The organism is Pseudomonas sp. IT-P2 (assembly GCF_949767575.1).
Classification (GTDB): Bacteria; Pseudomonadota; Gammaproteobacteria; order Pseudomonadales; family Pseudomonadaceae; genus Aquipseudomonas; species Aquipseudomonas pharyngis.
On sequence record NZ_CATKQA010000033.1, the window covers coordinates 554,473 to 577,824 of the forward strand.

General features: G+C 60.6%; 24 protein-coding genes and 1 tRNA gene. 18 read left to right on the forward strand and 7 right to left on the reverse strand.

The genetic code is table 11. From position 1 onward, the window contains the following. Nucleotides 1-117: 117 nt before the first annotated feature. The 5 genes from dapA to ACM6JM_RS18770 all read left to right on the forward strand — a co-directional run bounded on the left by dapA (nt 118) and on the right by ACM6JM_RS18770 (nt 3,811). Nucleotides 118-996 carry a 4-hydroxy-tetrahydrodipicolinate synthase gene (gene dapA / locus ACM6JM_RS18750; RefSeq protein ID WP_007958015.1) on the forward strand — a complete coding sequence of 293 codons (879 nt, stop codon included), beginning with the start codon at nt 118-120 and terminating at the stop codon, nt 994-996. Between the two features lie 17 nt (nt 997-1,013). Further along, entirely contained in the window at nt 1,014-2,129 is a 1,116-nt protein-coding gene (bamC, locus tag ACM6JM_RS18755; RefSeq protein WP_011332910.1) for an outer membrane protein assembly factor BamC, read from the forward strand. A 4-nt stretch (nt 2,130-2,133) separates the two neighbouring features. Next, the gene (locus tag ACM6JM_RS18760; protein ID WP_011332911.1) at nt 2,134-2,895 is read left to right on the forward strand and encodes an MBL fold metallo-hydrolase; all 762 of its coding nucleotides are present in this window, start codon (nt 2,134-2,136) and stop codon (nt 2,893-2,895) included. 28 nt (nt 2,896-2,923) lie between these two features. Then, complete coding sequence (gene purC, locus ACM6JM_RS18765; RefSeq protein WP_007958019.1) at nt 2,924-3,637, forward strand: phosphoribosylaminoimidazolesuccinocarboxamide synthase; 714 nt, start codon at nt 2,924-2,926, stop codon at nt 3,635-3,637. Nucleotides 3,638-3,721: 84 nt separating this feature from the next. After that, a tRNA-Ser gene (locus ACM6JM_RS18770) sits at nt 3,722-3,811 on the forward strand. A 75-nt stretch (nt 3,812-3,886) separates the two neighbouring features. On the opposite strand, the gene ACM6JM_RS18775 is transcribed toward ACM6JM_RS18770, so the two are convergent. Then, nucleotides 3,887-4,783, reverse strand: coding sequence for a DUF2950 domain-containing protein (locus tag ACM6JM_RS18775; protein ID WP_103386830.1), 897 nt, complete (start codon nt 4,781-4,783; stop codon nt 3,887-3,889). Continuing rightward, nucleotides 4,780-6,180 (reverse strand): DUF3300 domain-containing protein, encoded by a 1,401-nt coding sequence (locus ACM6JM_RS18780; protein WP_414882326.1) that lies wholly within the window; start codon nt 6,178-6,180, stop codon nt 4,780-4,782. Before ACM6JM_RS18780 ends, ACM6JM_RS18775 begins: the two co-directional genes overlap by 4 nt. A 257-nt stretch (nt 6,181-6,437) precedes the next feature. On the opposite strand from ACM6JM_RS18780, the gene ppk2 reads away from it, so the two are divergent. Further along, on the forward strand, nt 6,438-7,262 hold the full coding sequence (gene ppk2 / locus ACM6JM_RS18785) for a polyphosphate kinase 2 (RefSeq protein WP_129972853.1): 825 nt from the start codon (nt 6,438-6,440) through the stop codon (nt 7,260-7,262). Nucleotides 7,263-7,323: 61 nt separating this feature from the next. Here ppk2 and ACM6JM_RS18790 read toward each other — a convergent pair whose 3' ends face one another. After that, complete coding sequence (locus ACM6JM_RS18790; protein ID WP_039772660.1) at nt 7,324-7,515, reverse strand: YegP family protein; 192 nt, start codon at nt 7,513-7,515, stop codon at nt 7,324-7,326. Nucleotides 7,516-7,789: 274 nt separating this feature from the next. Here ACM6JM_RS18790 and ACM6JM_RS18795 point away from each other — a divergent pair, with 274 nt between their 5' ends. The 6 genes from ACM6JM_RS18795 (at nt 7,790) to ACM6JM_RS18820 (ending at nt 13,371) form a co-directional block, all read left to right on the forward strand. After that, nucleotides 7,790-8,758: a glycosyltransferase family 2 protein gene (locus tag ACM6JM_RS18795; RefSeq protein ID WP_039772658.1), complete on the forward strand. Its 969-nt coding sequence runs from the start codon at nt 7,790-7,792 to the stop codon at nt 8,756-8,758. Between the two features lie 3 nt (nt 8,759-8,761). After that, the gene (locus ACM6JM_RS18800) at nt 8,762-9,472 is read left to right on the forward strand and encodes a class I SAM-dependent methyltransferase (protein WP_039772657.1); all 711 of its coding nucleotides are present in this window, start codon (nt 8,762-8,764) and stop codon (nt 9,470-9,472) included. Beyond that, the gene (locus ACM6JM_RS18805; protein ID WP_039772655.1) at nt 9,469-9,855 is read left to right on the forward strand and encodes a GtrA family protein; all 387 of its coding nucleotides are present in this window, start codon (nt 9,469-9,471) and stop codon (nt 9,853-9,855) included. The genes ACM6JM_RS18800 and ACM6JM_RS18805 overlap by 4 nt, the downstream gene beginning before the upstream one ends. Next, nucleotides 9,852-11,948 (forward strand): DUF6311 domain-containing protein, encoded by a 2,097-nt coding sequence (locus ACM6JM_RS18810; protein ID WP_414882327.1) that lies wholly within the window; start codon nt 9,852-9,854, stop codon nt 11,946-11,948. Before ACM6JM_RS18805 ends, ACM6JM_RS18810 begins: the two co-directional genes overlap by 4 nt. Nucleotides 11,949-12,021: 73 nt before the next feature. Continuing rightward, nucleotides 12,022-12,948, forward strand: coding sequence for a LysR substrate-binding domain-containing protein (locus ACM6JM_RS18815; RefSeq protein ID WP_039772651.1), 927 nt, complete (start codon nt 12,022-12,024; stop codon nt 12,946-12,948). Nucleotides 12,949-13,005: 57 nt separating this feature from the next. Then, complete coding sequence (locus ACM6JM_RS18820) at nt 13,006-13,371, forward strand: 5-carboxymethyl-2-hydroxymuconate Delta-isomerase (protein WP_039772649.1); 366 nt, start codon at nt 13,006-13,008, stop codon at nt 13,369-13,371. Nucleotides 13,372-13,374: 3 nt separating this feature from the next. On the opposite strand, the gene ACM6JM_RS18825 is transcribed toward ACM6JM_RS18820, so the two are convergent. Together ACM6JM_RS18825 and ACM6JM_RS18830 are read right to left on the reverse strand one after the other, a co-directional pair. Then, nucleotides 13,375-14,310: a LysR family transcriptional regulator gene (locus ACM6JM_RS18825; RefSeq protein ID WP_064383125.1), complete on the reverse strand. Its 936-nt coding sequence runs from the start codon at nt 14,308-14,310 to the stop codon at nt 13,375-13,377. A 176-nt stretch (nt 14,311-14,486) separates the two neighbouring features. Continuing rightward, the gene (locus ACM6JM_RS18830; RefSeq protein WP_414882328.1) at nt 14,487-15,692 is read right to left on the reverse strand and encodes a cyanate transporter; all 1,206 of its coding nucleotides are present in this window, start codon (nt 15,690-15,692) and stop codon (nt 14,487-14,489) included. 297 nt (nt 15,693-15,989) lie between these two features. Here ACM6JM_RS18830 and ACM6JM_RS18835 point away from each other — a divergent pair, with 297 nt between their 5' ends. The 4 genes from ACM6JM_RS18835 to ACM6JM_RS18850 all read left to right on the forward strand — a co-directional run bounded on the left by ACM6JM_RS18835 (nt 15,990) and on the right by ACM6JM_RS18850 (nt 20,232). Next, nucleotides 15,990-17,639 (forward strand): phosphoethanolamine transferase, encoded by a 1,650-nt coding sequence (locus ACM6JM_RS18835; RefSeq protein ID WP_414882329.1) that lies wholly within the window; start codon nt 15,990-15,992, stop codon nt 17,637-17,639. 130 nt (nt 17,640-17,769) lie between these two features. Then, complete coding sequence (gene rnd, locus ACM6JM_RS18840; RefSeq protein WP_039772643.1) at nt 17,770-18,903, forward strand: ribonuclease D; 1,134 nt, start codon at nt 17,770-17,772, stop codon at nt 18,901-18,903. Then, the gene (locus tag ACM6JM_RS18845; RefSeq protein WP_007958052.1) at nt 18,900-19,193 is read left to right on the forward strand and encodes a YcgL domain-containing protein; all 294 of its coding nucleotides are present in this window, start codon (nt 18,900-18,902) and stop codon (nt 19,191-19,193) included. Before rnd ends, ACM6JM_RS18845 begins: the two co-directional genes overlap by 4 nt. A gap of 106 nt (nt 19,194-19,299) precedes the next feature. Then, nucleotides 19,300-20,232 (forward strand): D-2-hydroxyacid dehydrogenase, encoded by a 933-nt coding sequence (locus ACM6JM_RS18850; protein WP_039772640.1) that lies wholly within the window; start codon nt 19,300-19,302, stop codon nt 20,230-20,232. Nucleotides 20,233-20,363: 131 nt separating this feature from the next. On the opposite strand, the gene ACM6JM_RS18855 is transcribed toward ACM6JM_RS18850, so the two are convergent. Then, nucleotides 20,364-20,957, reverse strand: a complete 594-nt coding sequence (locus ACM6JM_RS18855) for a nitroreductase family protein (RefSeq protein WP_039772638.1) — start codon at nt 20,955-20,957, stop codon at nt 20,364-20,366. Between the two features lie 279 nt (nt 20,958-21,236). On the opposite strand from ACM6JM_RS18855, the gene ACM6JM_RS18860 reads away from it, so the two are divergent. Together ACM6JM_RS18860 and ACM6JM_RS18865 are read left to right on the forward strand one after the other, a co-directional pair. Next, nucleotides 21,237-21,686, forward strand: a complete 450-nt coding sequence (locus ACM6JM_RS18860) for a YcgN family cysteine cluster protein (protein WP_007958058.1) — start codon at nt 21,237-21,239, stop codon at nt 21,684-21,686. A 20-nt stretch (nt 21,687-21,706) separates the two neighbouring features. Further along, on the forward strand, nt 21,707-22,936 hold the full coding sequence (locus tag ACM6JM_RS18865; protein WP_414882330.1) for a hypothetical protein: 1,230 nt from the start codon (nt 21,707-21,709) through the stop codon (nt 22,934-22,936). 3 nt (nt 22,937-22,939) lie between these two features. Here the strand turns inward: ACM6JM_RS18865 and ACM6JM_RS18870 are convergent, their stop codons facing one another. Continuing rightward, the gene (locus ACM6JM_RS18870) at nt 22,940-23,317 is read right to left on the reverse strand and encodes a DUF2892 domain-containing protein (protein ID WP_039772634.1); all 378 of its coding nucleotides are present in this window, start codon (nt 23,315-23,317) and stop codon (nt 22,940-22,942) included. Between the last annotated feature and the right edge of the window lie 35 nt (nt 23,318-23,352).

Genomic DNA, 23,352 nt, shown 5'->3' on the forward strand with positions numbered 1-23,352 from the left:
AAGTCTGAAGGGTAGCGAAAAGCGGCGCCAAGGGGAATGGCGGCACAGTACTTCGCTTGTGCAAGCATCTTGGCGCCAGTACCATTACCGCTCTCTTTTTCCGGCAGGAGCGGTTTCATGATTGCGGGCAGTATGGTGGCACTGGTCACACCCATGGATGCACAAGGGCGTCTTGACTGGGACAGCCTCAGCAAACTCGTGGACTTCCATCTCAAGAACGGCACCCATGCCATTGTCGCGGTCGGCACCACCGGCGAGTCGGCAACCCTTGATGTAGAAGAACACATCGCCGTCATCAAAGCCGTGGTCAAACAGGTTGCCGGTCGTATTCCGGTGATCGCCGGTACTGGCGCCAACTCGACCCGCGAAGCGGTCGAGCTGACCCGCAACGCTAAAGAAGCCGGCGCCGATGCCTGCCTGCTGGTCGTCCCGTACTACAACAAGCCGACTCAGGAAGGCCTGTACCAGCACTTCAAGCACATCGCCGAAGCGGTCGACATCCCACAGATTCTCTACAACGTTCCTGGCCGCACCTCCTGCGACATGCAGGCCGAGACCGTGATCCGCCTGTCCACCGTGCCGAACATCATCGGCATCAAGGAAGCGACCGGCGACCTGAAGCGTGCCAAGGCAATCATCGACGGCGTGAGCAAGGACTTCATCGTGCTGTCCGGCGATGATCCGACCGCAGTCGAGCTGATCCTGCTGGGCGGCAAGGGCAACATCTCCGTCACCGCCAACGTCGCCCCGCGCGAAATGGCCGACCTGTGCGAGGCCGCGCTCAAGGGCGACGCCGAGACCGCACGGGCCATCAACGAAAAACTGATGCCGCTGCACAAGGACCTGTTCATCGAAGCCAACCCGATTCCGGTGAAGTGGGCTTTGGTCGAAATGGGCCTGATGCACCAAGGCATCCGCCTGCCGCTGACCTGGCTGAGCGCTCCTTGTCATGAAACGCTGCGCTCGGCCCTGCGCCAGTGCAACGTCCTGGTTTAATTGAGGAAGTACAACGCATGAAGCGAATGGCCGGACTTTCCGCACTTGCCTTGATTATCTCCAGCACCAGTGGCTGCGGATGGATCTGGGGCCCGGAAGGTTATTTCCGTGACCGTGGTAGCGATTACCTGGAAGCGCAACAGACTGCACCGATGCAACTGCCACCGGACGTCAGCACCTCCAAGCGTCTGGATCCGCTGCTGCCGATCCCGCGCAACGTGGCCGACGACACCGCCAAGGGTGAGTACATCGTTCCGCGCCCTCAACCACTGTCGACCGTGGCCGACGCCAGCGACTACTCACTGCAGAAAAGCGGTGATTCGCGTTGGGTCATGGCCCAGCATCCACCGGCCGAAGTCTGGCCAGTGGCGGTGCAGTACTTCCAGGACAACGGTTTCCGTCTGGATGAACAGCGCCCGCAAACCGGCGAATTCACCACCACCTGGCAGCATTCCGACGAACTGTCCGCCGCCATGGCCAAGCGCCTGAGCGCCGCCGGCGTCAGCACCGACAGCGAAACCCGCGTGCGGGTGCGCATCGAACCGGGCGTGCAGCGCAACACCAGTGAAGTCTATGTGGTCAGCGCCGAGCGTCCTGCCGGCAGCACCGCCAATGTCGATTTCACCAACCGTTCGGTCAACACCGGCCTCGACGCTGCGCTGGTCGACGACATGCTCGCGAGCATGAGCCGAACCTCCGAGAAGGGTGGTTCGGTGTCGATGCTGGCTTCGCGTGATTTCGATACCCCGAGCCGTGTCAGCCTGAGCGAAGACGGCAGCGGCAACCCGGTACTCAACGTCGGTACGGACCTGGATCGTGCCTGGTCGAGCGTCGGTCGTGCGCTGGAACAGGGCGAGTGGCGCGTTGAAGACATCAACCGTAGCCTCGGTCTCTACTACATCAACTTGTCCGAAAAGGCCGAGAAGAAAGACGAGAAGCCTGGTTTCTTCAGCAGCCTGTTCGGCAGCGCGCCGACCAAGGAAGAAGTTGAAGCCCGCGCCGAGCGTTATCAGGTTCGCCTGAGCAAGGTCGGCGAGAACGTTCAGGTGACCGTCGAGAAAAACATCAACACCGTTGCGCCGGCCGATGTGGCCCGCAAAGTGTTGAGCGTGATTCAGGACAACCTGGGCTGATCCAATGCGTTTTGCCGTTCTCGGCAGCGGTAGCCAAGGGAACGGCACGCTGATCGCCAGTGCTGATACGTATGTGCTGGTGGATTGTGGTTTTTCCCTGCGGGAAACCGAAAAACGCCTGTTGCGCCTGGGTGTGAACCCGGCGCAACTGAGCGCGATACTCGTAACCCACGAACATGCCGACCACGTGCATGGCGTGGGTTTGCTGTCTCGGCGCTACAATCTGCCTGTCTACCTCAGTCGCGGCACACTGCGCGGGATGCGCAAACCGATTGAACCTGCCGGTTTCGTGACCGGTGGCGAGCAGTTGCAGATCGGTGCTCTGAACATCGGGGTCATTGCCGTGGCCCATGATGCACAGGAACCGACCCAGTACGTATTCAGCGATCAAGAGCAGCGGCGCTTCGGCCTGCTGACCGACCTGGGTTCATACTGTGAGCGGGTGCTGGACGGCTATCGGGACCTCGATGCGTTGATGATCGAGTCCAACCATTGTCGCGACATGCTGGCCCGTGGTCATTACCCGTACTTTCTCAAGCAGCGGGTGGGCGGCGAGCTGGGACATTTGAACAACCATCAGGCGGCATTCCTGGTGGCCGAGTTGGGCTGGCAAGGCTTGCAACACCTGGTCCTGGCCCATCTGAGCAGCAAGAACAACCTGCCGCAGCTGGCCCGGCAATGTTTTGTCGACACCCTCGGGTGCGACCCGGACTGGCTGCAACTGGCCGATCAAGATTCAGGGCTCGACTGGCGCCACATCGCCTAGCCCATCTACTTAGCAAGCGGAGCCCATCATGGAAAAACGTGAAGAACTCTACCGCGGCAAAGCCAAATCGGTTTACAAGACCGACGACGCTGACCGCTTGATCCTGCTGTTTCGCAACGACACTTCGGCGTTCGACGGCAAGCGCATCGAGCAGCTCGACCGCAAAGGCATGGTGAACAACAAGTTCAACGCCTTCATCATGCAGAAACTCGAAGCGGCCGGAATTCCGACCCAATTCGACAAACTGCTGGCCGACAACGAAGTGCTGGTGAAAAAACTCGACATGATCCCGGTCGAGTGCGTCGTGCGTAACTACGCCGCCGGCAGCCTGGTCAAGCGTCTGGGCGTCGAGGAGGGCATGAAGCTCAACCCGTACACCTTCGAACTGTTCCTGAAGGACGACGCCAAGGGCGACCCGTTCATCAACGAATCCCACGTCGTTGCCTTCGGTTGGGGCACCGCCGAGCAACTGGCGCGCATGAAAGAACTGTCGCTCAAGGTCAACGAAGTCCTGAGCAAACTGTTCGACGACGCAGGTCTGCTGCTGGTGGACTTCAAGCTGGAATTCGGCGTGTTCAGCGACGGCTCCATCGTCCTGGGCGACGAATTCAGCCCGGACGGCTGCCGTCTGTGGGACAAGGACACCAAGAAGAAGATGGACAAGGACCGCTTCCGTCAGGGCCTCGGTGACGTCATCGAAGCCTACGAAGAAGTCGCCAACCGTCTGGGCGTACCGCTTTAATCGACGCAAGCATCTGATAGCACGGAAAAAATTTCGTCTGGGGGTTTCCCATTCAGCGAAAGTGTTGTTATGATGCGCGCCGTTGGAGAGATGCCAGAGTGGCCGAATGGGACGGATTCGAAATCCGTTGTACCTTCACCGGTACCTAGGGTTCGAATCCCTATCTCTCCGCCATACATAGAAAAAGCCCCGTAGCTGAGAAGCTACGGGGCTTTTTCGTTTCTGATCCGGCGCAATTCGACACCCCAACTACTTCTGCCCCAAATCCACCACCTCCCAACTATCATCCGGATCAAACCGCTTCATCGCTTTCGCCACTTTCTCCCCATCCGGCCCGAGATCCTTCTGAAACACCTGGCCCTCATGGCTGATCATGAAGCTCATCACTCCGGTGTCGCCATACTTCGCTGGCCACGCGATCAAGGCGAACCCGCGGCTCATCTTGTCTCCAATCAGATAGCTGTAAGCGCCGCCGGGTGCTGACGGGCCTTGGGCGTCGAGGATGCGGAAGTGGTAGCCGTGCCAGTCTTCGTCGTTGATGGCCTGGCCGAAGGCGGGGCCGAGGGGGCTGATCTGGCCGCTGTCGTCTTCTGGCCAATAGAGGCCGTCGTGTTTGCCGGGGGAGCTGAAGATTTTCTGTGCGTATTCGAGGGCGCCGTCGCCGTCGCGGTCTTCCGAGGCGTAGTCCATTTGCGCGTCGTGGTAGGCCAGCGCCGATTGCACTGCCGCCAGTTCGTTGCGGCCGATGCGGCGGGCACGGATTTCGGCCTTTGCGGCGTTCATGTCGAAGCGCCAACCGGTTTTGTCTTTGATGAGCGGGATGGGCAGCGTCCAGTGATCGGGCCCGACGGAGAGCACGGCCTTGCTGTCGCCGGTCTTTTCCAGGGTGTGCTGTTCGCGGTATTGCTGCAGGAAGGCATCGACATCGCTGCGCTGCACGCCTTCACGGGGAATGAAGCTGTGCCATTCCTCGCCCAGCAGTTCGGTCAGGCGTTTTTGGTCGGCGTGTTGCGTGCCGAGGGCTTCGACGAAGGCGTCCGCGGCTTTTTCCGGGGTTGGAAATACCTGCTGGGCCGAGGCGAAGCTCGACAATGCGAGGCCGGCCGCGAGGGTCAGGCAGTTTTTGACCAGAGAATGGATGTTCATCGACGGCCACCTCCTCTCTGACGCATGCCCCCGCCGGATGGCCGGCTGATCTGATGTCCGGCGGCGCGGGAGGTATTGGGACGTTGCGCAGAAATCTGGCTGGCCCGGCCGCGATCGGCCTGGACTCGGGTTTGTGACGGGGAACGCGCGCCGGCGAAGGCGTTGTTTCGTGCGCTGCCTGCTGCGGGTCGGGCTTGAGATGCACGGGTATCACGTTGATTCGCGCTCGGTTGCCGCGCTTCCCGCGTGTTGCCTTGAGCGCGGTCGGCGGCTCGGGGCCTGTCCGCACCGCCTTGTAGTCGGTTGCCGGCATTGGCAGATTGCGCTTCGCGGACTTGATTGCGGGCTTCCCGATTGCTGGTGGCGGGGTGTTCGATACCGGCCCTGTCCATCGAACTGCGCGCCCGTTCCCGAGCCTGGGCCCGCTGCGCGTTGTCCCCGCGATAGGCATCACGCTGAGCCGCACCGTCCAGTTGCCGGCCATACTGCGCGCGGCTGCGGTTGTCACGGTAGGGCACGCCATCGCGATGCACGGTGTTGTGCTGCCATTTGTTCTGGTTGTTGGTGATCCGGTTGTTGGCGTTGATGTTGTTGTAACGGTTCACATCGATGTCGATGTCGTTATTGCCCCAGTCGCAGTCGCCCCACAACGACGCGACGACCGCCACGCCCGTACCGAAGGCCAGCCCGGCCACCAGTGCCTGACCCGGATAGTAAGCGGGCGGCGGCGGGTAATACACCGGCGGCGAGGCCGGATAAGGCCAGGTGCCGTAAGTAGTAGTCGGGTTATAGGTCGGAACGTAGACCACCTGCGGATCGGCGGGCTGAATGATGATGGTCGTGTTGTCGGCCGGCTTGGTTGACCCGGAAGAGATGGGCGGCGTTACGTTCTGCACCGTCACATTCTGATATTGATTGCTCTGTAGATTGCCCGCCGTCTGGGCCTGACGCCGCAAGCGCTGAACGCCGGCCATGAGTTCGTCAGGCTGGGCCAGGAAGGCATCCCCCAGACGTTGCACCCAGACCGGATCCTGCCCCAGCGTCGCCAAAACCTGCGGAAACGCCACCAAGGCCTGCACGCTCGGATCCCACGTCTGGCTGGCCACTTGCTTGACCGCATCATCGCCCTTGGCGTCCGGGTGGGCCTTGGACCAGGTCACGGCTTCGGCGACCTCTCCCGGATAGGTGGCGGCCATCAGCACTTGAGCGAGCAGTGGATCGGGATACAGGGCAATCGACGCGAGCATCTGATCGAGCTGTTCCGTGGTAAACACGGCATCTTTGGTCGCAGCGCTGGCAGCTGCCGGGGCCGCAGGCGCATCGGCGGCCTGCAACAAGAGCGGTGCAGTGCTCAAGGCGAGCAGGAGCGACGCGGCACGCAAGAGCGAACTGTGCATGACCTCTTCCCCACATCCAAATGGCAGGTTTGCATCCAGCGAGACATCCACGGCCAACATCGGACGCTGCGCCGTGATGGAGGATGGTTGGCGATTGGCGTTCCGTCAAAAACTGCACAGGCTTTTTCGAAATAAGCACGTTGTCTGTGACTTACTGCACGTTTCCTTGCGTTTTGCGATAAATGACTAAACTTTCCGGTTCCAGGTCATGCATTGCCAACGAGCCTGGCTGTCGTTCCAACCCGAGAGGTCTGGTCATGGCAAAGGGAAAGAAGAAAGACTCGCCCCGAGAAAAAACTGACGAACATACAAAACTGTCGAACAAGGACTACCTTGCCGAGTTGCGCCGCCTGCATATCGAACTGGTGAAAATGCAGGAGTGGGTGAAGGCCGAAGGCATCAAGATCTGCATCATCTTCGAAGGCCGCGACGGTGCAGGCAAGGGCGGCACCATCAAGGCGCTGACCGAGCGGGTCAGCCCGCGAGTCTTTCGCGTGATCGCGTTACCGGCCCCGACCGATCGCGAGAAGAGTCAGATGTACATGCAGCGCTATCTGCCACATTTGCCGGCGGCCGGCGAAGTGGTGATCTTTGATCGCAGTTGGTACAACCGCGCCGGCGTCGAGCGGGTGATGGGCTTTTGCACGGACAAACAGGTCGACAAGTTTCTCAAGACCGTGCCGCTGGTGGAGCGCGCAGTTGTCGGTTCGGGGGTGATCCTGCTCAAGTACTGGCTGAATGTCAGTCAGGAAGAACAGACCCGGCGCCTGGAGGCGCGCATTGTCGACGGTCGCAAGATCTGGAAGCTGTCGCCGATGGACCTCAAGTCCTACAGCCGCTGGTATGACTACTCCCGGGCGCGGGACGACATGATTGAAGCGACCGACACCGATTACGCACCGTGGCTTGTGGCCAACTCGAACGACAAACGTCGGGCGCGGCTCAATATCATCTCCGACCTGCTCAGTCGCATCCCCTACAAAGAGGTGCCGCGAGAGAAGGTGACCTTGCCCAAGCGGCAGAAACCGGGGGGATACAAAGAGTCGGATTATCCGTTCAGGCACATTCCCGAGAGGTTCTGAAACCGCATTCGTCAAGTCGCCGGAGCTGCCAATACAGGCAGCTCGGCGTCTTGGGTTTTCCTCAGATCTCCTTGACCGGTGTCTCACCCTTCACACCTTTGATCAACTCGATCACATGCAGACAATCCGCCTTGTTCACATACGATTCGCCACTGGCGACCGTCTCGTGATTCCCCGCCCTTAATCTCCAGCGCCATTGGCCTTTACCGGTGCTCGGGGTGCCTTTGGATTGCCTGTAAATCTCGAAATACATTCAGTTCGCTCCATGCGATGCGTTTGTGCGACAACCTGTCGCTTCGACGCAAGCCTAGCGGAGCGCGGTTTTTTGGCTATCGAGGATTTGTTTCCAATCGTTCGTGAATGTTTCTGAAAGGCGCGGGCCAGAGCGCAGGGATCGTCCTCCGGATTGGCCGGAACGCCCTCGTTTCACCCTTGCATGACATTCAGGGCTGCTGCTTAATACGGTGCGGCTCATGGCGTCGAACAGCGTTCGGCGACCGACAATCACTATAAAAAAGAGCAGTCCATTGACCCACTCGAATGGAACGCAGCACGCGGGCCCGGTGACGTTGTCGCTGGTAGTGCCCGTATTCAATGAAGAGGACAGCCTCGACGGCTTTCTCCTGCGCATTCATCAGGTTTTCGAGCAAGAGGCGCTCGTCCAGCTGGAACTGGTGTTCGTCAATGACGGCAGTTCCGATACGACGCTGGAACGCTTGCTGCATTGCCAGCAGAGCGATTCGCGCATCCGAATTGTCGATCTGAGCCGCAATTTCGGCAAGGAAGCGGCGTTGTCCGCCGGATTGCAGGTCGCAACGGGACAGATCGTGGTGCCGATCGACGTTGATCTGCAGGATCCGCCCGAGGTCATTTTGCAAATGATCGAGCGTTGGCGTGAAGGCTTCGAGGTGGTGCTCGGCCATCGCCTTAGCCGGCGCAACGATACTTGGGCCAAGCAAACTTCCGCCAGTTGGTTCTATCGCCTGCACAACAAAATTGCCGAACAGTCATTGCCGGAAAACGTCGGTGATTTCCGGCTGATGGATCGCTGCGTGGTCGACGCGCTACTGACGCTGCCCGAATCCCGGCGCTTCATGAAAGGCCTGTTCGCCTGGGTCGGATTTCGCACCACCCAGGTCGAGTACGAACGCCCGGAGCGGGCGGCGGGGCATAGCAAGTTCAATGGCTGGCGGCTGTGGAATTTTGCCCTGGAGGGCATCACCAGTTTCAGCACCGAACCGTTGCGGATCTGGACGTATCTGGGGGCGCTGGTCTCTCTGGTGTCGTTCGCCTTTGCGATGTTCATTGTGCTGCGCACGCTCATTCATGGCGTTGACTTGCCCGGTTACGCCTCGCTGATGGTTGCTGTGACGTTTCTCGGCGGCTTGCAGTTGATCGGCATCGGCGTGCTCGGCGAGTACCTGGGCCGCACTTATATCGAAGCGAAGCGCCGGCCGGTTTTCCTGGTGCGCCGCATTTACGAATCCAAGGACTGAAGCATGGATCTCAAGGAAACCGACATCCTCGGCGACAGCATCGGCGAGCATTGGTATTACTGCTCCAAAGCGGCCGCCACCCGCCGCCTGCTGGGTGAGGCGCCGATCAAACGAATTCTCGACGTCGGCGCCGGTTCAGGATTCTTCTCCCATCATTTGTTGACCCGCACGGCGGCGCGCGAAGCGTGGTGCGTGGACATCAGCTACCCGGCCGATTCAAGCGCCACCACCGTCGGCAAACCGGTGCATTACCGTCGCTCGATCGACAACGTCGACGCTGATCTGGTGTTACTGATGGATGTACTGGAACACGTCGAAGACGACCTCGGCCTGCTCAAGTCCTACGTCGACAAAGTGCCGTCCGGCAGTCGCTTTCTGATGACCGTGCCGGCGTTCCAGTTCATGTGGAGCGGGCACGATGATTTCCTCGAACACAAGCGTCGCTACACCCTGGGGCAATTCGAGGCTCTGGCGGGCAACGCCGGATTGACGGTGGAGCGGGGCGCCTATTATTTCGGAGCGGTGTTCCCGCTTGCGCTGGCGTCGCGCCTGATGCCCGGCGGCACTCGGGGTTCGGCACCGCGTTCACAACTGAAAAAACACCATCCGTTGGTCAATATGCTGCTGAAAACCCTGTGCAGTCTTGAGCTGCCGTTGATGGGTATCAATCGCCTCGCTGGTCTGAGTGTCTTCGTGCTGGCGCGCAAGCCGTGACACCCACTGAAAGATCCGCCTTGATCCAGCGCGGCTTGCGCTTCGCCGTGACCGGTCTGTTTGTCACGGCGCTGCACGCGCTGGTGGCGGTGCTGTTCATCAACTTCGTCAGCCCCCTGCCTCCGTTGGCCAATGGTGTGGCCTTTATCGTGGCGACGGTGGTGTCCTACATCATCAACACCACCTGGAGTTTTTCCGCCCGGTTGCACGGCAAGACCCTGCTGCGTTTTCTGATGGTTTCGGCGGGTGGCTTTCTGTTGGCGATGTTCGTGGCCTGGGCGGCGCAGATGGCCGGGCTGCATTATCTGGCGGGTATCGGTGCAGTGGCGCTGACGATTCCGGCGTTCACGTTTGTACTGCATAACTTCTGGACGTATCGATGAAGGATTCACGCGAGCATCCGGCTCTATTTCTATTGCCCGTGTTATTGGGTGTTCTGGTGTTTTTTCTGGTAGTCGGGCCGCAGGCGCTGAACCCGCAGAACATTGCCTGGCTGCAGCAGGGCGATCCTGCAACGCATTATCTGGGCTGGGCGTTTTTCCGGCATTCGCCGTGGGTTTTTCCGCTCGGGCTCAATCCTTCTTACGGGTTGGAACTGGGCAGTGCGATCATTTTTTCCGACTCCAATCCTTTGCTGGCGCTGCTGTTCAAACCATTCAATGCCTGGTTGCCGGACACCTTTCAGTATTTCGGATTGTGGCTGCTGGCCTGTTGTGTCCTGCAAGCCTGGTTCGGCTGGAAACTGATTGGGCTGATGACGGCCAATCCCTTGATTCGACTGCTGGGTGCCGGGCTGCTGGTGTTCTCGCCAGCGATGTTCTTGCGTATGGGCGGACATCTTTCACTGGCCGGCCATTTCCTGATCCTGGCCTCGCTGTACCTGGCGCTGCTGCCAAATCTGCGCCGACGGCGCCTCGCCTGGGGAGCCTTGCTGGCGGTGACGGCATGGGTGCACGCCTATCTGCTGGCGATGGTTGCGCTGATCTGGGTGGCGGATCTGCTGGGCAAGACATTCAATCAGTCTTTGAGCCGGCGTCAGAGTGTGATCGAAGGGGGCATGCTTTTCGCCCTGGTGAGCGTGTGTTGCTGGCAGGCCGGTTACTTCAGCATTGCCGATGGTGCGGCCTCCGGCGGTTTTGGTTTGTACAGGATGAATCTGTTGTCGCCCGTCGACCCGGCTGGCTGGTCATTGATCCTGCCTGACCTGCCAAAGGCTGACGGGGATTACGAAGGTTTCAACTACCTTGGCCTGGGCGTTCTCTTGTTGATGCCGCTGGCGCTGATGGCCTGGTTTCGCAACCACCAATCGCTGAACCATCAGGTGCGCGCACGTCCATGGCTGTTGATGGCGTTGTTGGGTTTATGGCTGTTCGCGCTGTCGAATCAGATCGGCATCGGGGCGTGGAACTTCGGTTATCCGCTGCCGAAAAGTCTTGTCGCGCTGGCCAATATCTTTCGTGCCTCGGGCCGGATGTTCTGGCCGGTTCTGTACGTCTGCATCCTGGCTGCGATTTTTCTGGTGGTGCGCGGTTATCGACCGCGTATCGCCATTGGTCTGCTTGCGGTGGCGCTGCTGATCCAGGTCGCCGACAGCCGCAACGGCTGGATGGGGCTGCGGCAGGGAAAATGGGTGGCGCCTTCGTCGGTCTGGGCCAGCCCGATGACGGATCCTTTCTGGACGAGTGCCGCAGCGCGTTATGCCAATGTCCGCAGCCTGATGCCACGGAATCAGGGTGAGCGCTGGCAGATGATTGCCGGTTTCGCAGCGACCCACGGGATGAAAACCGACGCGGTCTATCTGGGACGCATGAGCACTTCGGCGCTGGCGCGGGCACAGCAGAAAGCTCGCGCGATGCTTGACTCGGGGCAGTACGACGCGGACTCCCTATATCTCCTGGACGATGATGTTCTGGTCGATGCCGCAAGAACCATCAACAGTGAAACCGATCTGCTGACTCGCGTGGACGGGATGGCAGTGCTGGCGCCTGGCTGGAAGCGTTGTGCGCAGTGTCTGTCCGTGCAGGATGAGGGGCGGCGGATGTCACTGATCCCCCTCACTCGCCCGGGACAAACGCTCACCTTCAATTATCGAAACCGACAACTGGTCAGCGGCTGGTCGACGCCGGAAAGCTGGGGGACGTGGACGGAAGGGCGACAGGCGAAAATCCAATTGCGGGTGCTCCCTCCGACACGCTCGATCGTGATCGACGCATTGGCATTCATCCAGCCCCGGCACCCCGGCCAGCGGGTGATAGTCAGTCTGAACGGCCAACAGGTACTGGAGACCCGTTTGACGCAGTTTCAAGATAATCGCCTGGAAATCCCGATCAGCGCCCAGCTCAGCCAGCGCCTCGGGAGCGATGACCGGCTCGATATCGAATTGCAGCTGCCGGATGCCGTCAGCCCTCGGCAGCTGGGTATCAACGACGATTCGCGGATTATGGGCTTGGGGCTGAAGACGTTGACGGTGCAATGACGCCGCGTTTCGATGGACGCCGCCCTCACGGCCTTTCTACACTGCCGCCATCTGGGAATCGGGGGGGCAATGGATGAACCGCAATGAACTTCGCAAGGCCGACATCAACCTGATGGTGGTGTTCGAGACCTTGATGCTCGAACGCAACGTGACCCGGGCCGCCGAGAAACTGTTTCTCGGCCAGCCGACCATCAGTTCGGCGCTCAACCGTCTGCGCACCCTGCTTAACGATCCGTTGTTCATTCGCGTGGGCCATCGCATGGAGCCGACCGCTCGTGCCGAAGACATTTATCGCCATCTCAAACCTGCGCTCGACTCGCTGTCGGTGGCGCTGAGCCTGACCCGGGATTTCGATCCCGCCGTCAGCACCATGACCTTTCGCATCGGTCTGTCGGATGACGTCGAATTCGGTCTGCTGCCACCGTTGTTGCGCGCCTTGCGCCAGGAGGCGCCGAGCGTGGTGTTCGTGGTGCAGCACGTCGATTACTGGCGGATTCCCGATCTGCTGGCCGCGGGCGATATCACCGTCGGCATCAGCCAGACCCGCGGCCTTCCGGCCAATGCCAAGCGCAAATTGTTGCGGCACATTCAGCCGAGCATCCTGCGTGCCGACAAGTCCGACACGCCACTGACCCTCGATGAATATTGCGCACGACCGCACGTGCTGGTTTCCCACACCGCGAATGTCAGCGGCTACGCCGATGAGTGGCTGGCGGACATCGGCCGCACCCGTCAGGTGGTGCTGTCGGTGCCGCAGTACAGTTCGTTGCCGGCGCTGCTGGCCGGCACCGATCTGATCGCCAGCCTGCCGGACTACACCGCCGATGCCATGGCCGCATCCGGGCTGCTGTTCAAGGAGCCGTTCCCGTTCAAGACCCCGACCCTCGACCTGTCGATGGTCTGGCTCAGCCACGTCGACAGCGACCCGGCCGAGCGCTGGTTGCGCTCGCGGCTGGAGCAGTTCATGAGTGAGCGTCCGGTGATGTCATCGTTGGAGTGAGTCAGACGATGCTGTGTTATATGTACGACCTTTCTGCCGAACCGCTGGAGCACCGAGATGCCACATCTGCACCTGGAATACACCGCCAACCTGCCGCAACTGAACGCCGACGTGGCGTTGATCCGGCTCAACAACACGCTGGTGGGTTCCGGTCAATTCGCGGCGGAGTTCGATATCAAGAGTCGTGCCACCAAGGTTGAAACCTTCAAGGTCGGCACCGCCATGAACGAGCGCGCCTTTGTGGCGGTAAGGCTGGCGCTGCTCAGCGGTCGTTCCTCTGAGATCAAGACGCAACTTTCGCAGAGCCTGCTGGCGGTGTTGCAGGAACTGTGCGAATGGCCGGTCGGGGTCGAGGTGCAGTTGAGCGTGGAACTGCTCGACATCGACCGTGGGTCCTACAACAAGACCGCCATTGGCGTGTAGGACTCAGGCGGCTTCCAGCTCCGCGCAGGTCTTGATGACCTGCTCGCGCAACCAGAGGTTGGCGCTGTCCTGATCGACGTTGTGGCTCCACTGCATGTCGAGGGTGAAGCCCGGCAGACCATTGGGCGCCTCGCAGTGCTGGAACACCGCGTCGTTGGTCAGCAAACGCTGAATGCGCCGGGGCAGGGTCAGGATGAAGTCGGTGCCGGTGATCATCTTCAGCGCCGCGCTGTAACTGTTGGAACGGGCGACGATCTGGCGTTTCTGCGCCTGCCGTGCCAGCCAGCCATCGACCATGTTGGTGGTCGACGTCCACGGTGTCGGGAACACATGCCGGCGTTCGGTGAAGGCTTGCAGGCTCAGGCGCGGTTCCAGCGGCGTGGCGCGTTTGTCGAAGACGCAGACCAGGTCATCTTCCAGCAGCATGCGTGATTTCAGGTCGGCGTGACTGCGATGGAAGTTCGGACCGAAACAGATCACCAGATCGAGACTGCCGTCGCGCAATTCTTCGACCGGCACGTCGGTTTCGAACTTGTGCATGTTGACCATCACCGGCAAATCATCGAAGTCGAAGCGTTTCAACATTCGCGGCAGGATCAGTTGCTCGAAGTATTCCGGTGCGCAGATGTTGAAGGTCACCGGTTGCGCCATCGGGTCGAAGGTCGGGGCGCCGGCGTGGCACAGGTTGATGCTTTCGAGGATTTTCTGCACATGGCCGTACATGCTGCTGGCCTTGTAGGTCGGACGCATGCCTGTGCGGGTGTTGACGAACAATTCGTCTTCGAAGCTGGTGCGCAGTTTTTTCAGGCAGTAACTGACGGTGGACTGACTGACAAACAGCGCCTCCGAGACATCGGTGACGCTGCTTTGCTCATACACGGCGACAAACACCATGAGATCCTGCATGTCGAGCTTTCTAAGCAAGTTACTGTTCAGCATCCGTTCTGTCTCGCTGTGCTCCTTGCGCCGAATCCGCGCAAACGTGTGCGCTTGATCGTAACGGAACGATGGTGCCAGGAGAAAGCCCTGTAGGACGTTTCACGGTCAGTTGTGGGACAGAAAGTTTTAGTAACACGACGTGCCCAATCAAACCCGGCAAAGATGGCCAGAAGCCTTTATCCAGACGGGTCGGTCAGATTAGCCATGTGCCGTGCGTAATGCCGTGGATTGAAACGCAGCACCATCAGCAGCATGAGCGCCATCACTGCTGTCAGTGACCACCACGCCCACTCGAAGCTGCCCAGTCGATCGCGAACCACGCCGGCCATCAGCGGCGACAGTGCGGCAATCAGGTAACCGATGCCTTGTACAAATGCGGTCAGCCCGCCGGCACGTTGCGGTTCGTCGAGGTGATCTAGGGACACGATCAGGCTCATCGGGAACAGTCCGCCGATGCCTAACCCGAGCAGGCAGGGCCACAGCAGGCTCAGGTGCTGCGGGCTGAGGATCAGCCCCAGGAATCCGGCGATGATCAGGCCGAGCAGAGCGCCGAGCACCTGGCGTCGGTCACGGCTGCGATTGGCGATGGCGGGCACCGCCAGCCCGGAAATCACCTCCATGGCCGTCAGAAAACCCAGCATCAGGCCGGCGTTTTGTTCGCTCCAGCCTTTTTCCACGTAGTACGGCGCCAACCAGGCGAGCACGCAGGTGTAGGACGCGGTGCCCAGACCGAAGAAGATCGCGAGCAACCAGGCGCGGGAATTCGTGAAGAAGGATTCTTTTCTCACAACAGATCGGGTGGTGTCCGGTGACGTGTCACGAGTTGCCCACCAGACAGGCATGGCGAGCAGTGCCAAAACTGCCCAGACGGCCAGTCCCGCCCGCCAGTTGCCGGTCTGCATCAGCACCCACGGTGCGAACGAAGCGGCCAGCGCCGCGCCGCCCATGATCGAAGTGACGTAAAGCCCCATGCACAGCGCCACGTTGTCGGGAAACCGCGATTTGATCAGCGCGGGCATCAGGGCCTGGATCAGTGCAATGCCGATCCCGGCCAGCACGGCGCTGGCGATCAATCCCCCCGCCGAGTCGAGGAACAACCGCGACAGCGTTGCCACGCCAATGATCAGCAACGACAGCAGCACCGTGCGCTGTTCACCGAGGCGCTGGCTGACCGCCATGCCGAAAAACATCGCCAGCCCCATCGCCATCACCGGCAGCAGGGTCAGTAACGCTGCAAGGCTGAAACTCAGCGGCACATCGCCGCGAATGGCCGAGAGCAAAGGCCCCACCGCCGCCATCGACGGACGCAGATTGAGGGCGACCAGGATGATGCCGAGCATCAGCCAGACAGCGGGGCGGGCGGTGGCGCGAACGTTTTCCATCTTCAGACCTTTGAACCGTAGGCGGTCGATTAGGCGGGCAGGCGAGCAGGGCGGCAAATCAGAAAGTCGGGAGCGCTATCGAGAAATTCGATACGGCTCCTCGTCACCCGCGACTGAACCACAGCTGAACCATTCTCAAATACTCCGAAAGTTTCATCGTTATTTCATGGGCCAACTAATCGTTGGCTTCTTTTTCACAAAAAATTGATGGTTGCCTGCATAAAGTTTGTGTGGTCTGAGTCAATGAAATTTTCACAATTGACGACGGCACTTATTCCAAGGAAATCGCCACTCGCCATGTTCAAGTTAAAAGCCGTGCGCCCGGAATGGGTGACGTTGTTTGCCAGCGCCTTTCTTTTGGCCGGATTCAATTTCGTTCTCTGGCAGCACCTGTTCGATATCACCGCTGCGGACGGCAAAGGCATTGCCATGCGCATTGCGTTCGGGGTGATGATCTTCGCGGCGTATAACATCGTGCTGACGTTGCTGGCGTTTCGACCCGTGTTGAAACCCGTGTTGACGTTGTTGTTTATGGTCAGTGCCGGCGTGGCTTATTTCATGAGCCAATACGGGGTCATGATCGATGCCGGCATGTTTCGTAACTTTGCTGAAACCAATGCCACTGAAGTGCGCGATCTGCTGTCTTTGAAGTTGCTGGCTTATATCGTGTTTCTGGGTGTCTTGCCGTCCTGGTTGTTGTGGAAAGTTCCAGTCAACTATCGTCGCTGGCATCGCGAGTTATTAAGCAAAGTTGTGGTGAGTGTCGCGTCGGTCGCGGTCATTGGCGGCGTTGCGCTGGCCAATTATCAAGGGCTGTCGTCGCTGTTTCGCAATCACCACGAAATTCGCTTGATGCTGGTGCCGAGCAACTACATCGGCGCCTCGGCCGGTTATCTGCGTGAGCAGGTGGCTTCGGCGCAGCAACCGTTCGTCACGATCGGCGAAGACGCCCAGCGCAATGCCGCCGTGCAAAATCATCCGCGCAAATCCCTGACGGTGCTGGTGGTGGGGGAAAGTGCCCGGGCGGAAAACTTCGGCATCCTCGGTTATAACCGCGACACCACGCCGAAACTGGACAAGGAAGTCGGCCTGATCGCCTTCACCGACGTGCATTCCTGCGGCACGGAAACCGCCGTGTCGGTGCCGTGCATGTTCTCCAACATGGGCCGCAAGGATTACGACGCCAGCAAGGCGAAGAATGAGGAAGGGCTGCTGGACGTGCTGAAACGGGCCGGGATCGACGTGATCTGGCGCGACAACCAGTCCGGCTGCAAAGGCACCTGCGATCGCGTCACCCTGCAGGACGTCAGCAACCTCAAGGATCCGGCGCTGTGCGCCAACAGCGAATGCCGCGACGAAATCCTGTTGCAGGGCCTGCAAAGCTTCATCGACCACCTGGACAAGGACACCGTGCTGGTCCTGCATCAGATGGGCAGCCACGGCCCTGAATATTTCAAGCGCTATCCGAAGGAATACGAGCACTTCACCCCGGTATGTGAAAGCAACGCGCTGAACAATTGCAGCCGCGAGAGCATCGTCAACGGCTACGACAATACGCTGGTGTACACCGACCATGTGTTGTCGAGCCTGATCGACGTACTGCGCAGCAATCAGGACAAGGTCGATACCGCCATGCTGTACCTGTCCGACCACGGCGAATCCCTGGGCGAGTACAACCTGTTCCTCCACGGCACGCCGTACATGCTGGCGCCGGAGCAACAGAAACACGTGGCGATGCTGGCGTGGTTCTCCGACAGCTATCAGAAGTCCTACTCGGTCGACACCCATTGCCTGCAAATGAGCCGTGACAAGCCGCTGAGCCAGGACAACCTGTTCCACTCGATGCTCGGGCTGCTGGAGGTGCAGAGCAAGGTCTACCAGCAGGATCTCGACATGTTTGCCGGTTGCCGGGGCGCGGTGATCGACGGGGTGTTGGCCAAGGACTGAGCCGGCAGACTCACTCTGTAAGACTATTCTTTCCCTCGGGCAGGAGATTTCATCAAGCTCTTGCCCTGTAGAGGCGCGGAAAGCGCCGGTGGCGATATATACTGCGCGCCATTCTTGAAGGGAGAGCCGTGTGGCCATCGATATTCACTGGATTCGCGACAACGATAGCCTCGCGCAGTTTTGCGCCGAGTGGCAGCAGCTGCCGTTCGTTGCCCTCGACACCGAATTCATGCGGGTCGACACCTTCTACCCGATTGCCGGGCTGTTGCAGGTCGGCGACGGCAAACGCGCCTACCTGATCGACCCGCTGACCATCAACGCCTGGCAACCCTTGGCCGCGTTGCTGGAAAACCCGGCAGTGCTCAAAGTCCTGCACGCTTGCAGCGAAGACCTTGAAGTCCTGCTGCGCCTGACCGGCAGCCTGCCGGCGCCGCTGTTCGACACCCAACTGGCCGCTGCCTACCTGAACCTCGGGTTCTCGATGGGCTATTCGCGTCTGGTGCAGGAAGTGCTCGGCATCGAACTGCCGAAGGGCGAAACCCGTTCCGACTGGTTGCAGCGTCCGTTGTCCGACACGCAAATCAGCTATGCCGCCGAAGACGCCGTGCATCTGGCGGAGGTTTTCGTACAACTGCGTCCGAAACTGTCTGACGACAAATACGCCTGGGTACTGGAGGACGGCGCCGAACTGGTTGCCAACCTGCGCCGCGAGACCGATCCGTACGAGGTGTATCGCGAGGCCAAACTGGCGTGGAAACTGTCCCGTGCCCAACTGGCCGTGCTGCGCGAACTGTGTGCCTGGCGCGAGCGCGAAGCCCGCGCCCGCGATCTGCCGCGCAACCGCATCGTGCGTGAACACTCGCTGTGGCCGCTGGCCCGGACCCAACCGGACAACCTCAGCGCGCTGGGCAAGATCGAAGACATGCACCCGCGTACCGTGCGTCAGGACGGCGAGTTTCTGCTTGATCTGATCAAGCGCTCTGGCAGTGTGGGGCCTGATCAATGGCCGCCAGCCGTGCCGGAGCCGCTGCCGATCGAAGCTGCCGCGCTGATCAAACAGCTGCGGGCGCTCGGTCAGGCCGAAGCCGAACGTCTGGGCATCGCGCCGGAACTGATGCTGCGCAAGAAAACCCTCGAAGCGCTGGTCAAAAGTGGCTTCCCCGAGGGCCCTTACCAATTGCCTGATTCGCTGCGTGGCTGGCGCCGCGAATTGATGGGCCAGAAGCTGCTCGACAGCCTGGCCACCGCCGGAGAACAGCCTTGAAACGTATTTGTTCCATTTATCAAAGTTCGAAGAAAAGCGGCATGTACCTGTACGTGCTCAAAAGCGATGCGCTGGAGCGCGTGCCGGAAGGCCTGATGGCGGCGTTCGGCAAGGCGAAGCATTCCTTCGATCTGGTGCTGACCCCCGAGCGCAAGCTGGCCAGCGAAGACATCGCAGTGGTCCTGGAAAACCTCGAAAAGCAGGGCTATCACCTGCAAATGCCACCGGCCGAGGAAGAGTACATCGAGCACTTGCCCGAAGAGTTGCTGCGACGCAACGACCCGGTCTGATCCGCGAGGCCCTGTCCTGGGCCTCTGGTAACCCCTGGAACGGTTTTTACGGCGACGGCTGCCACGAAGTGGACGGCCGCCTGCACGGTTTGCGAAAGGTTTGAAGATGCGCGTTCTGATTGCTGAACACGACCACGCGATATACGCCCGACTGCTGCGTCAGGCGGCCCCCGAGCTTGAAGTGCTGACCAGTGGCGACTCCGCCGAACTGGCCCGCCAGGCTGCCGATTGCCCGGTGTGGCTGGGCCAGCCGGATCTGTTGGCGACCCTGTTGCGTCAGGGCCACCAGCCACAATGGCTGCAATCGACCTGGGCCGGCATCACGCCGCTGCTGGCTGACGGCTTGCGCCGGGATTACCGCCTGACCCGGGCGGTCGGCATTTTCGGTCAGGTGATGGCCGAGTACGTGCTGACCTACATGCTCGGCCACGAGCGCGAAGTGCTGGCGCGGCTGGTCAGCCAGGTCGAGCGCAAGTGGGACAACCGCACCGGCCAGAGTCTGGTCGGACGCAAGGTGCTGATCGTCGGCACCGGTGACATCGGCCAGAGTGTGGCGCAGTTCCTGCTGCCGTTTGGCGTCGAGTTGTACGGCATCGCCAGCAGCGCCCGCGAGCAGGCGCCGTTTGTCGAAGTCGGTTCGATGGCGGACTTGCCGCGTCTGGTCGGCGAGGTGGATTACGTGGTCAATCTGCTGCCCAACACCGAGCACACCCACGACATTTACGATGCGGCGCTGTTCAAGCAATTCAAGCCGACCGGGTTGTTCATCAACGCCGGACGCGGTGTGGCGGTAGTCGATGCAGATCTGGTCGAAGCGTTGAAGGAAGGCCATCTGGCTGGCGCGGTGATCGACGTCTGCCGCCAGGAGCCGCTGCCGCAACGGCATCCGTTCTGGACTGCGTGGGGCTTGCTGCTGACCGGGCACAGCTCGGCGCCGACCTCGCCGCCGATGATGGTGCAGTTGTTTCTGGATAACTTGCGGGCGTATCAGGCGGGTGAAGCGTTGCGCGGGGAAGTGGATTTCGCACGCGGTTACTGACTAGAGATCGTTCCCACGTCGAGGCGTCGAACCGTCCGCGTGGGAATGCAGCCCGTGACGCTCCGCGTCACTGGACGCGGAGCGTCCCTTGAGGCATTCCCACGCAGAGCGTGGGAACGATCAAACGGGGCTTAGAGGGTGAAATCGCCTTCAGCCGCCAGTTCGCTCAGCGGACGACGCGGGCTCGGGACTTCCCGTGCTTGCAGGTATTCGGCCAGGGTTGCCTTGTCACCCAGCTTGCCCACCGCCACGGCGGCATGCAGCGCGTAACCTTGCGGAATGTTCAGCTCCTTGCGGGTCAGCTCCTGATCGAAACCGGCCATGCCGTGGGTGTGCCAGCCGCTCAGGCTCGCTTGCAGCGCCAGATGGCCCCACGCGGAACCAGTGTCGAAGGTGTGCCACAGCGCTGGCGTTTCTTCGGTGGCGCCCGGTGCGGTGAAGGTGGTTTTCGAAATCACGATCACCAGCGCCGAAGCGTGCTGTGCCCAGCTGCGGTTGAATTCATTGAGCAGGCCCAGGTAACGCTCCCAGTTCGGCGTGTCGCGACGGGCGTAGAGAAAACGCCACGGCTGCGAGTTGTACGCCGATGGCGCCCAGCGTGCGGCTTCGAAGAAGCTCAGCAGGGTTTCTTCCGGGATCGCTTCGCCGGTGAAGGCGCGGGGCGACCAGCGATCGGTGAACTGCGGGTGAATGGCGTATTCGGCAACGCGAGGGTTGGCACTCATCGAAAGATTCCTTGCTACGTTTGAGGACAGGTTGGAAGTGAAACCCGGCGGGATCAGTTGGGCTGAACGATGGGGTTGTGGCGCAAGCCTGCAGTTCACCGGATGCGACGCGGTCGAGTGTTAATGGCATCCGGCAAAGGCCTGGTGTGACCGGCAAAGCTACTTGGCCGTGCAAAAACTGACAAGCCCCGCACAACCGGCAGTCGCCAGCGCTTGGCCCACGGGGCCTTGGGCACTAGACTGGCGGCCTTTTCACCACCTGATGTTGATGCTTGAGCCATGGCCGCCAAAGTCGAACCGTTCTGGATACGCAAAACCCTCGATCAACTCGATCACGAGGAATGGGAATCGCTGTGCGACGGTTGCGGCCTGTGCTGCCTGCAGAAGCTCGAGGATGAAGAAGACAACAGCGTCTATTACACGCGTATCGCCTGCAAACTGCTGGACCTGAAAACCTGCCAGTGCAGCGATTACCCGAACCGCATGAAGTTTGTTCCGGACTGCATCCAGCTCACCCCGGGCCAGGCCGAAGAATTCAAATGGCTGCCGCCGACCTGCGGTTATCGGTTGGTCAGCGAAGGCAAGGACCTGCCGCTGTGGCATCACCTGGTCTGCGGTGATCGCGACGCGGTGCACCACGAACGGATTTCCCAGTCCGGGCGCATGCTCGCCGAAGGCAGCGTGCCGGAAGACGACTGGGAAGATCACCTGATTTTCCGCGCAGGCTGACGATTGACCAAGGAGCAGGTATGGCGACGGGATTGCGCCGGGCGCTGATCGTCACGCTGCTGGCGCTGAGTGCGCCGGTGTGGGCGGCGAAGAAAGTCGATCTGGATTATCAGGTACGCCTGCTGCCGCAGAGCGATCAGGCCGAAGTGCGCCTGACCCTCGCCAAAGGCGAAGCGGTGCGCAGTCTGGATTTCGACCTGGGCGATGGCAGCCATTACAGCGACTTCAAGGCTGACGGCCAATGGCAACTGACGCCGGGCAAACCGGCGCGCGGGGTCTGGCGCCCGACGGCGGACAAGGCCAGTCTGACCTACCGCGTGCGCATCAGCCACGGCCGCAAGAACGGCAGCTTCGACACGCGCATGACTCCGACCTGGGCGTTGATGCGCGGCGATGAACTGGTGCCGCCGGCCAAGCTTGATCAGCAGGATGGCATCGAGTTGGTCGCGCGCCTGCACTTCGAATTGCCCGACGGCTGGAAAAGCGTCGAAACCGCCTGGCCGCGCATCGGCAAGAACAAATTCCGCATCGACAATCCGTCACGCCTGTTCGACCGCCCGACCGGCTGGATGCTCGCCGGCCACCTCGGTAGCCGCCGCACGCGGTTGGGGGAAACCGAAGTCACCGTGGCCTCGCCGCAAGGGCAGGGCATGCGCCGGATGGACGTGCTGACGCTGCTGACGTTTGTCTGGCCACAGGTGCAGGCGGTGTTTCCGCGCCATCCGAGCAAACTGTTGATTGTCGGTGCCAATGACCCGATGTGGCGTGGCAGCCTGGCGGCGCGGGAGTCGATCTACCTCAACACGCGCTTGCCGCTGGTCAGCGAAAGCGGCAGCAGTGCTTTGGTGCGCGAACTGGCACAGGTGTTCGGGCGGATCAACGACGAACAGCGCAGCGACTGGATCAGCGAAGGGTTTGCCGAGTATTACGCCATCGAACTGGTGCGCCGTGCCGGCGGCATGAGTGACGAGCGTTATCAGAGCTTGCAGGCGAAACTCGCGAAGGACAGTCAGAAAGTCACGACCCTGCGCGGCGAGCAGATCAGCCCCGCGCAGCTGTCGAAAGCGGTGCTGTTGTTGCAGGAACTGGACGGCGAGATTCGCCTGAAGACCCGCAACAAGCGCTCGCTGGACGACATGCTGCGCGGGGCGATGCATCTGGGGACGGTGAACACCAAAGAGTTCGTGCAACTCGCCGAAAGCATTCTCGGCGAGTCGTCCAAAGTCCTTGATAGCGGGTTGCTTCGGTAGTGGTCAAACCCCGGCTTTCGGCGATTTCACCGAGTCATTGCCGGTCACGGTGGCGGTGTTGGTCGCCGCCTCGGCATTGGCCTTGAGCTTGCTCAGCTCTTCACCGGCCCGCTCGATCTTCGCCCGCACGTTGTTCATGTCCTGACGGCTTTTCTCCAGCAGGCTTTTCACCGAACTGTGGCCGGTGATGCCGCGGGCCATGGCCACGCCGCCAATCGCCACCTGAATCAGCCCGAATACGCCGCCACGGCGCAGGCCCTTGCCGACCATGATCACGCCGCCGGCCAGCGAGCCGATGCGCTCCCAGCCTTCGACGTTCTGCTCAGGACGGCTCTGAAACGGGGTGGATTCGATACGTTCGACGCGTTTGAGCTCGGTCATGATCTTTCTCCAGGCAATGAGTAATCGATAAACAA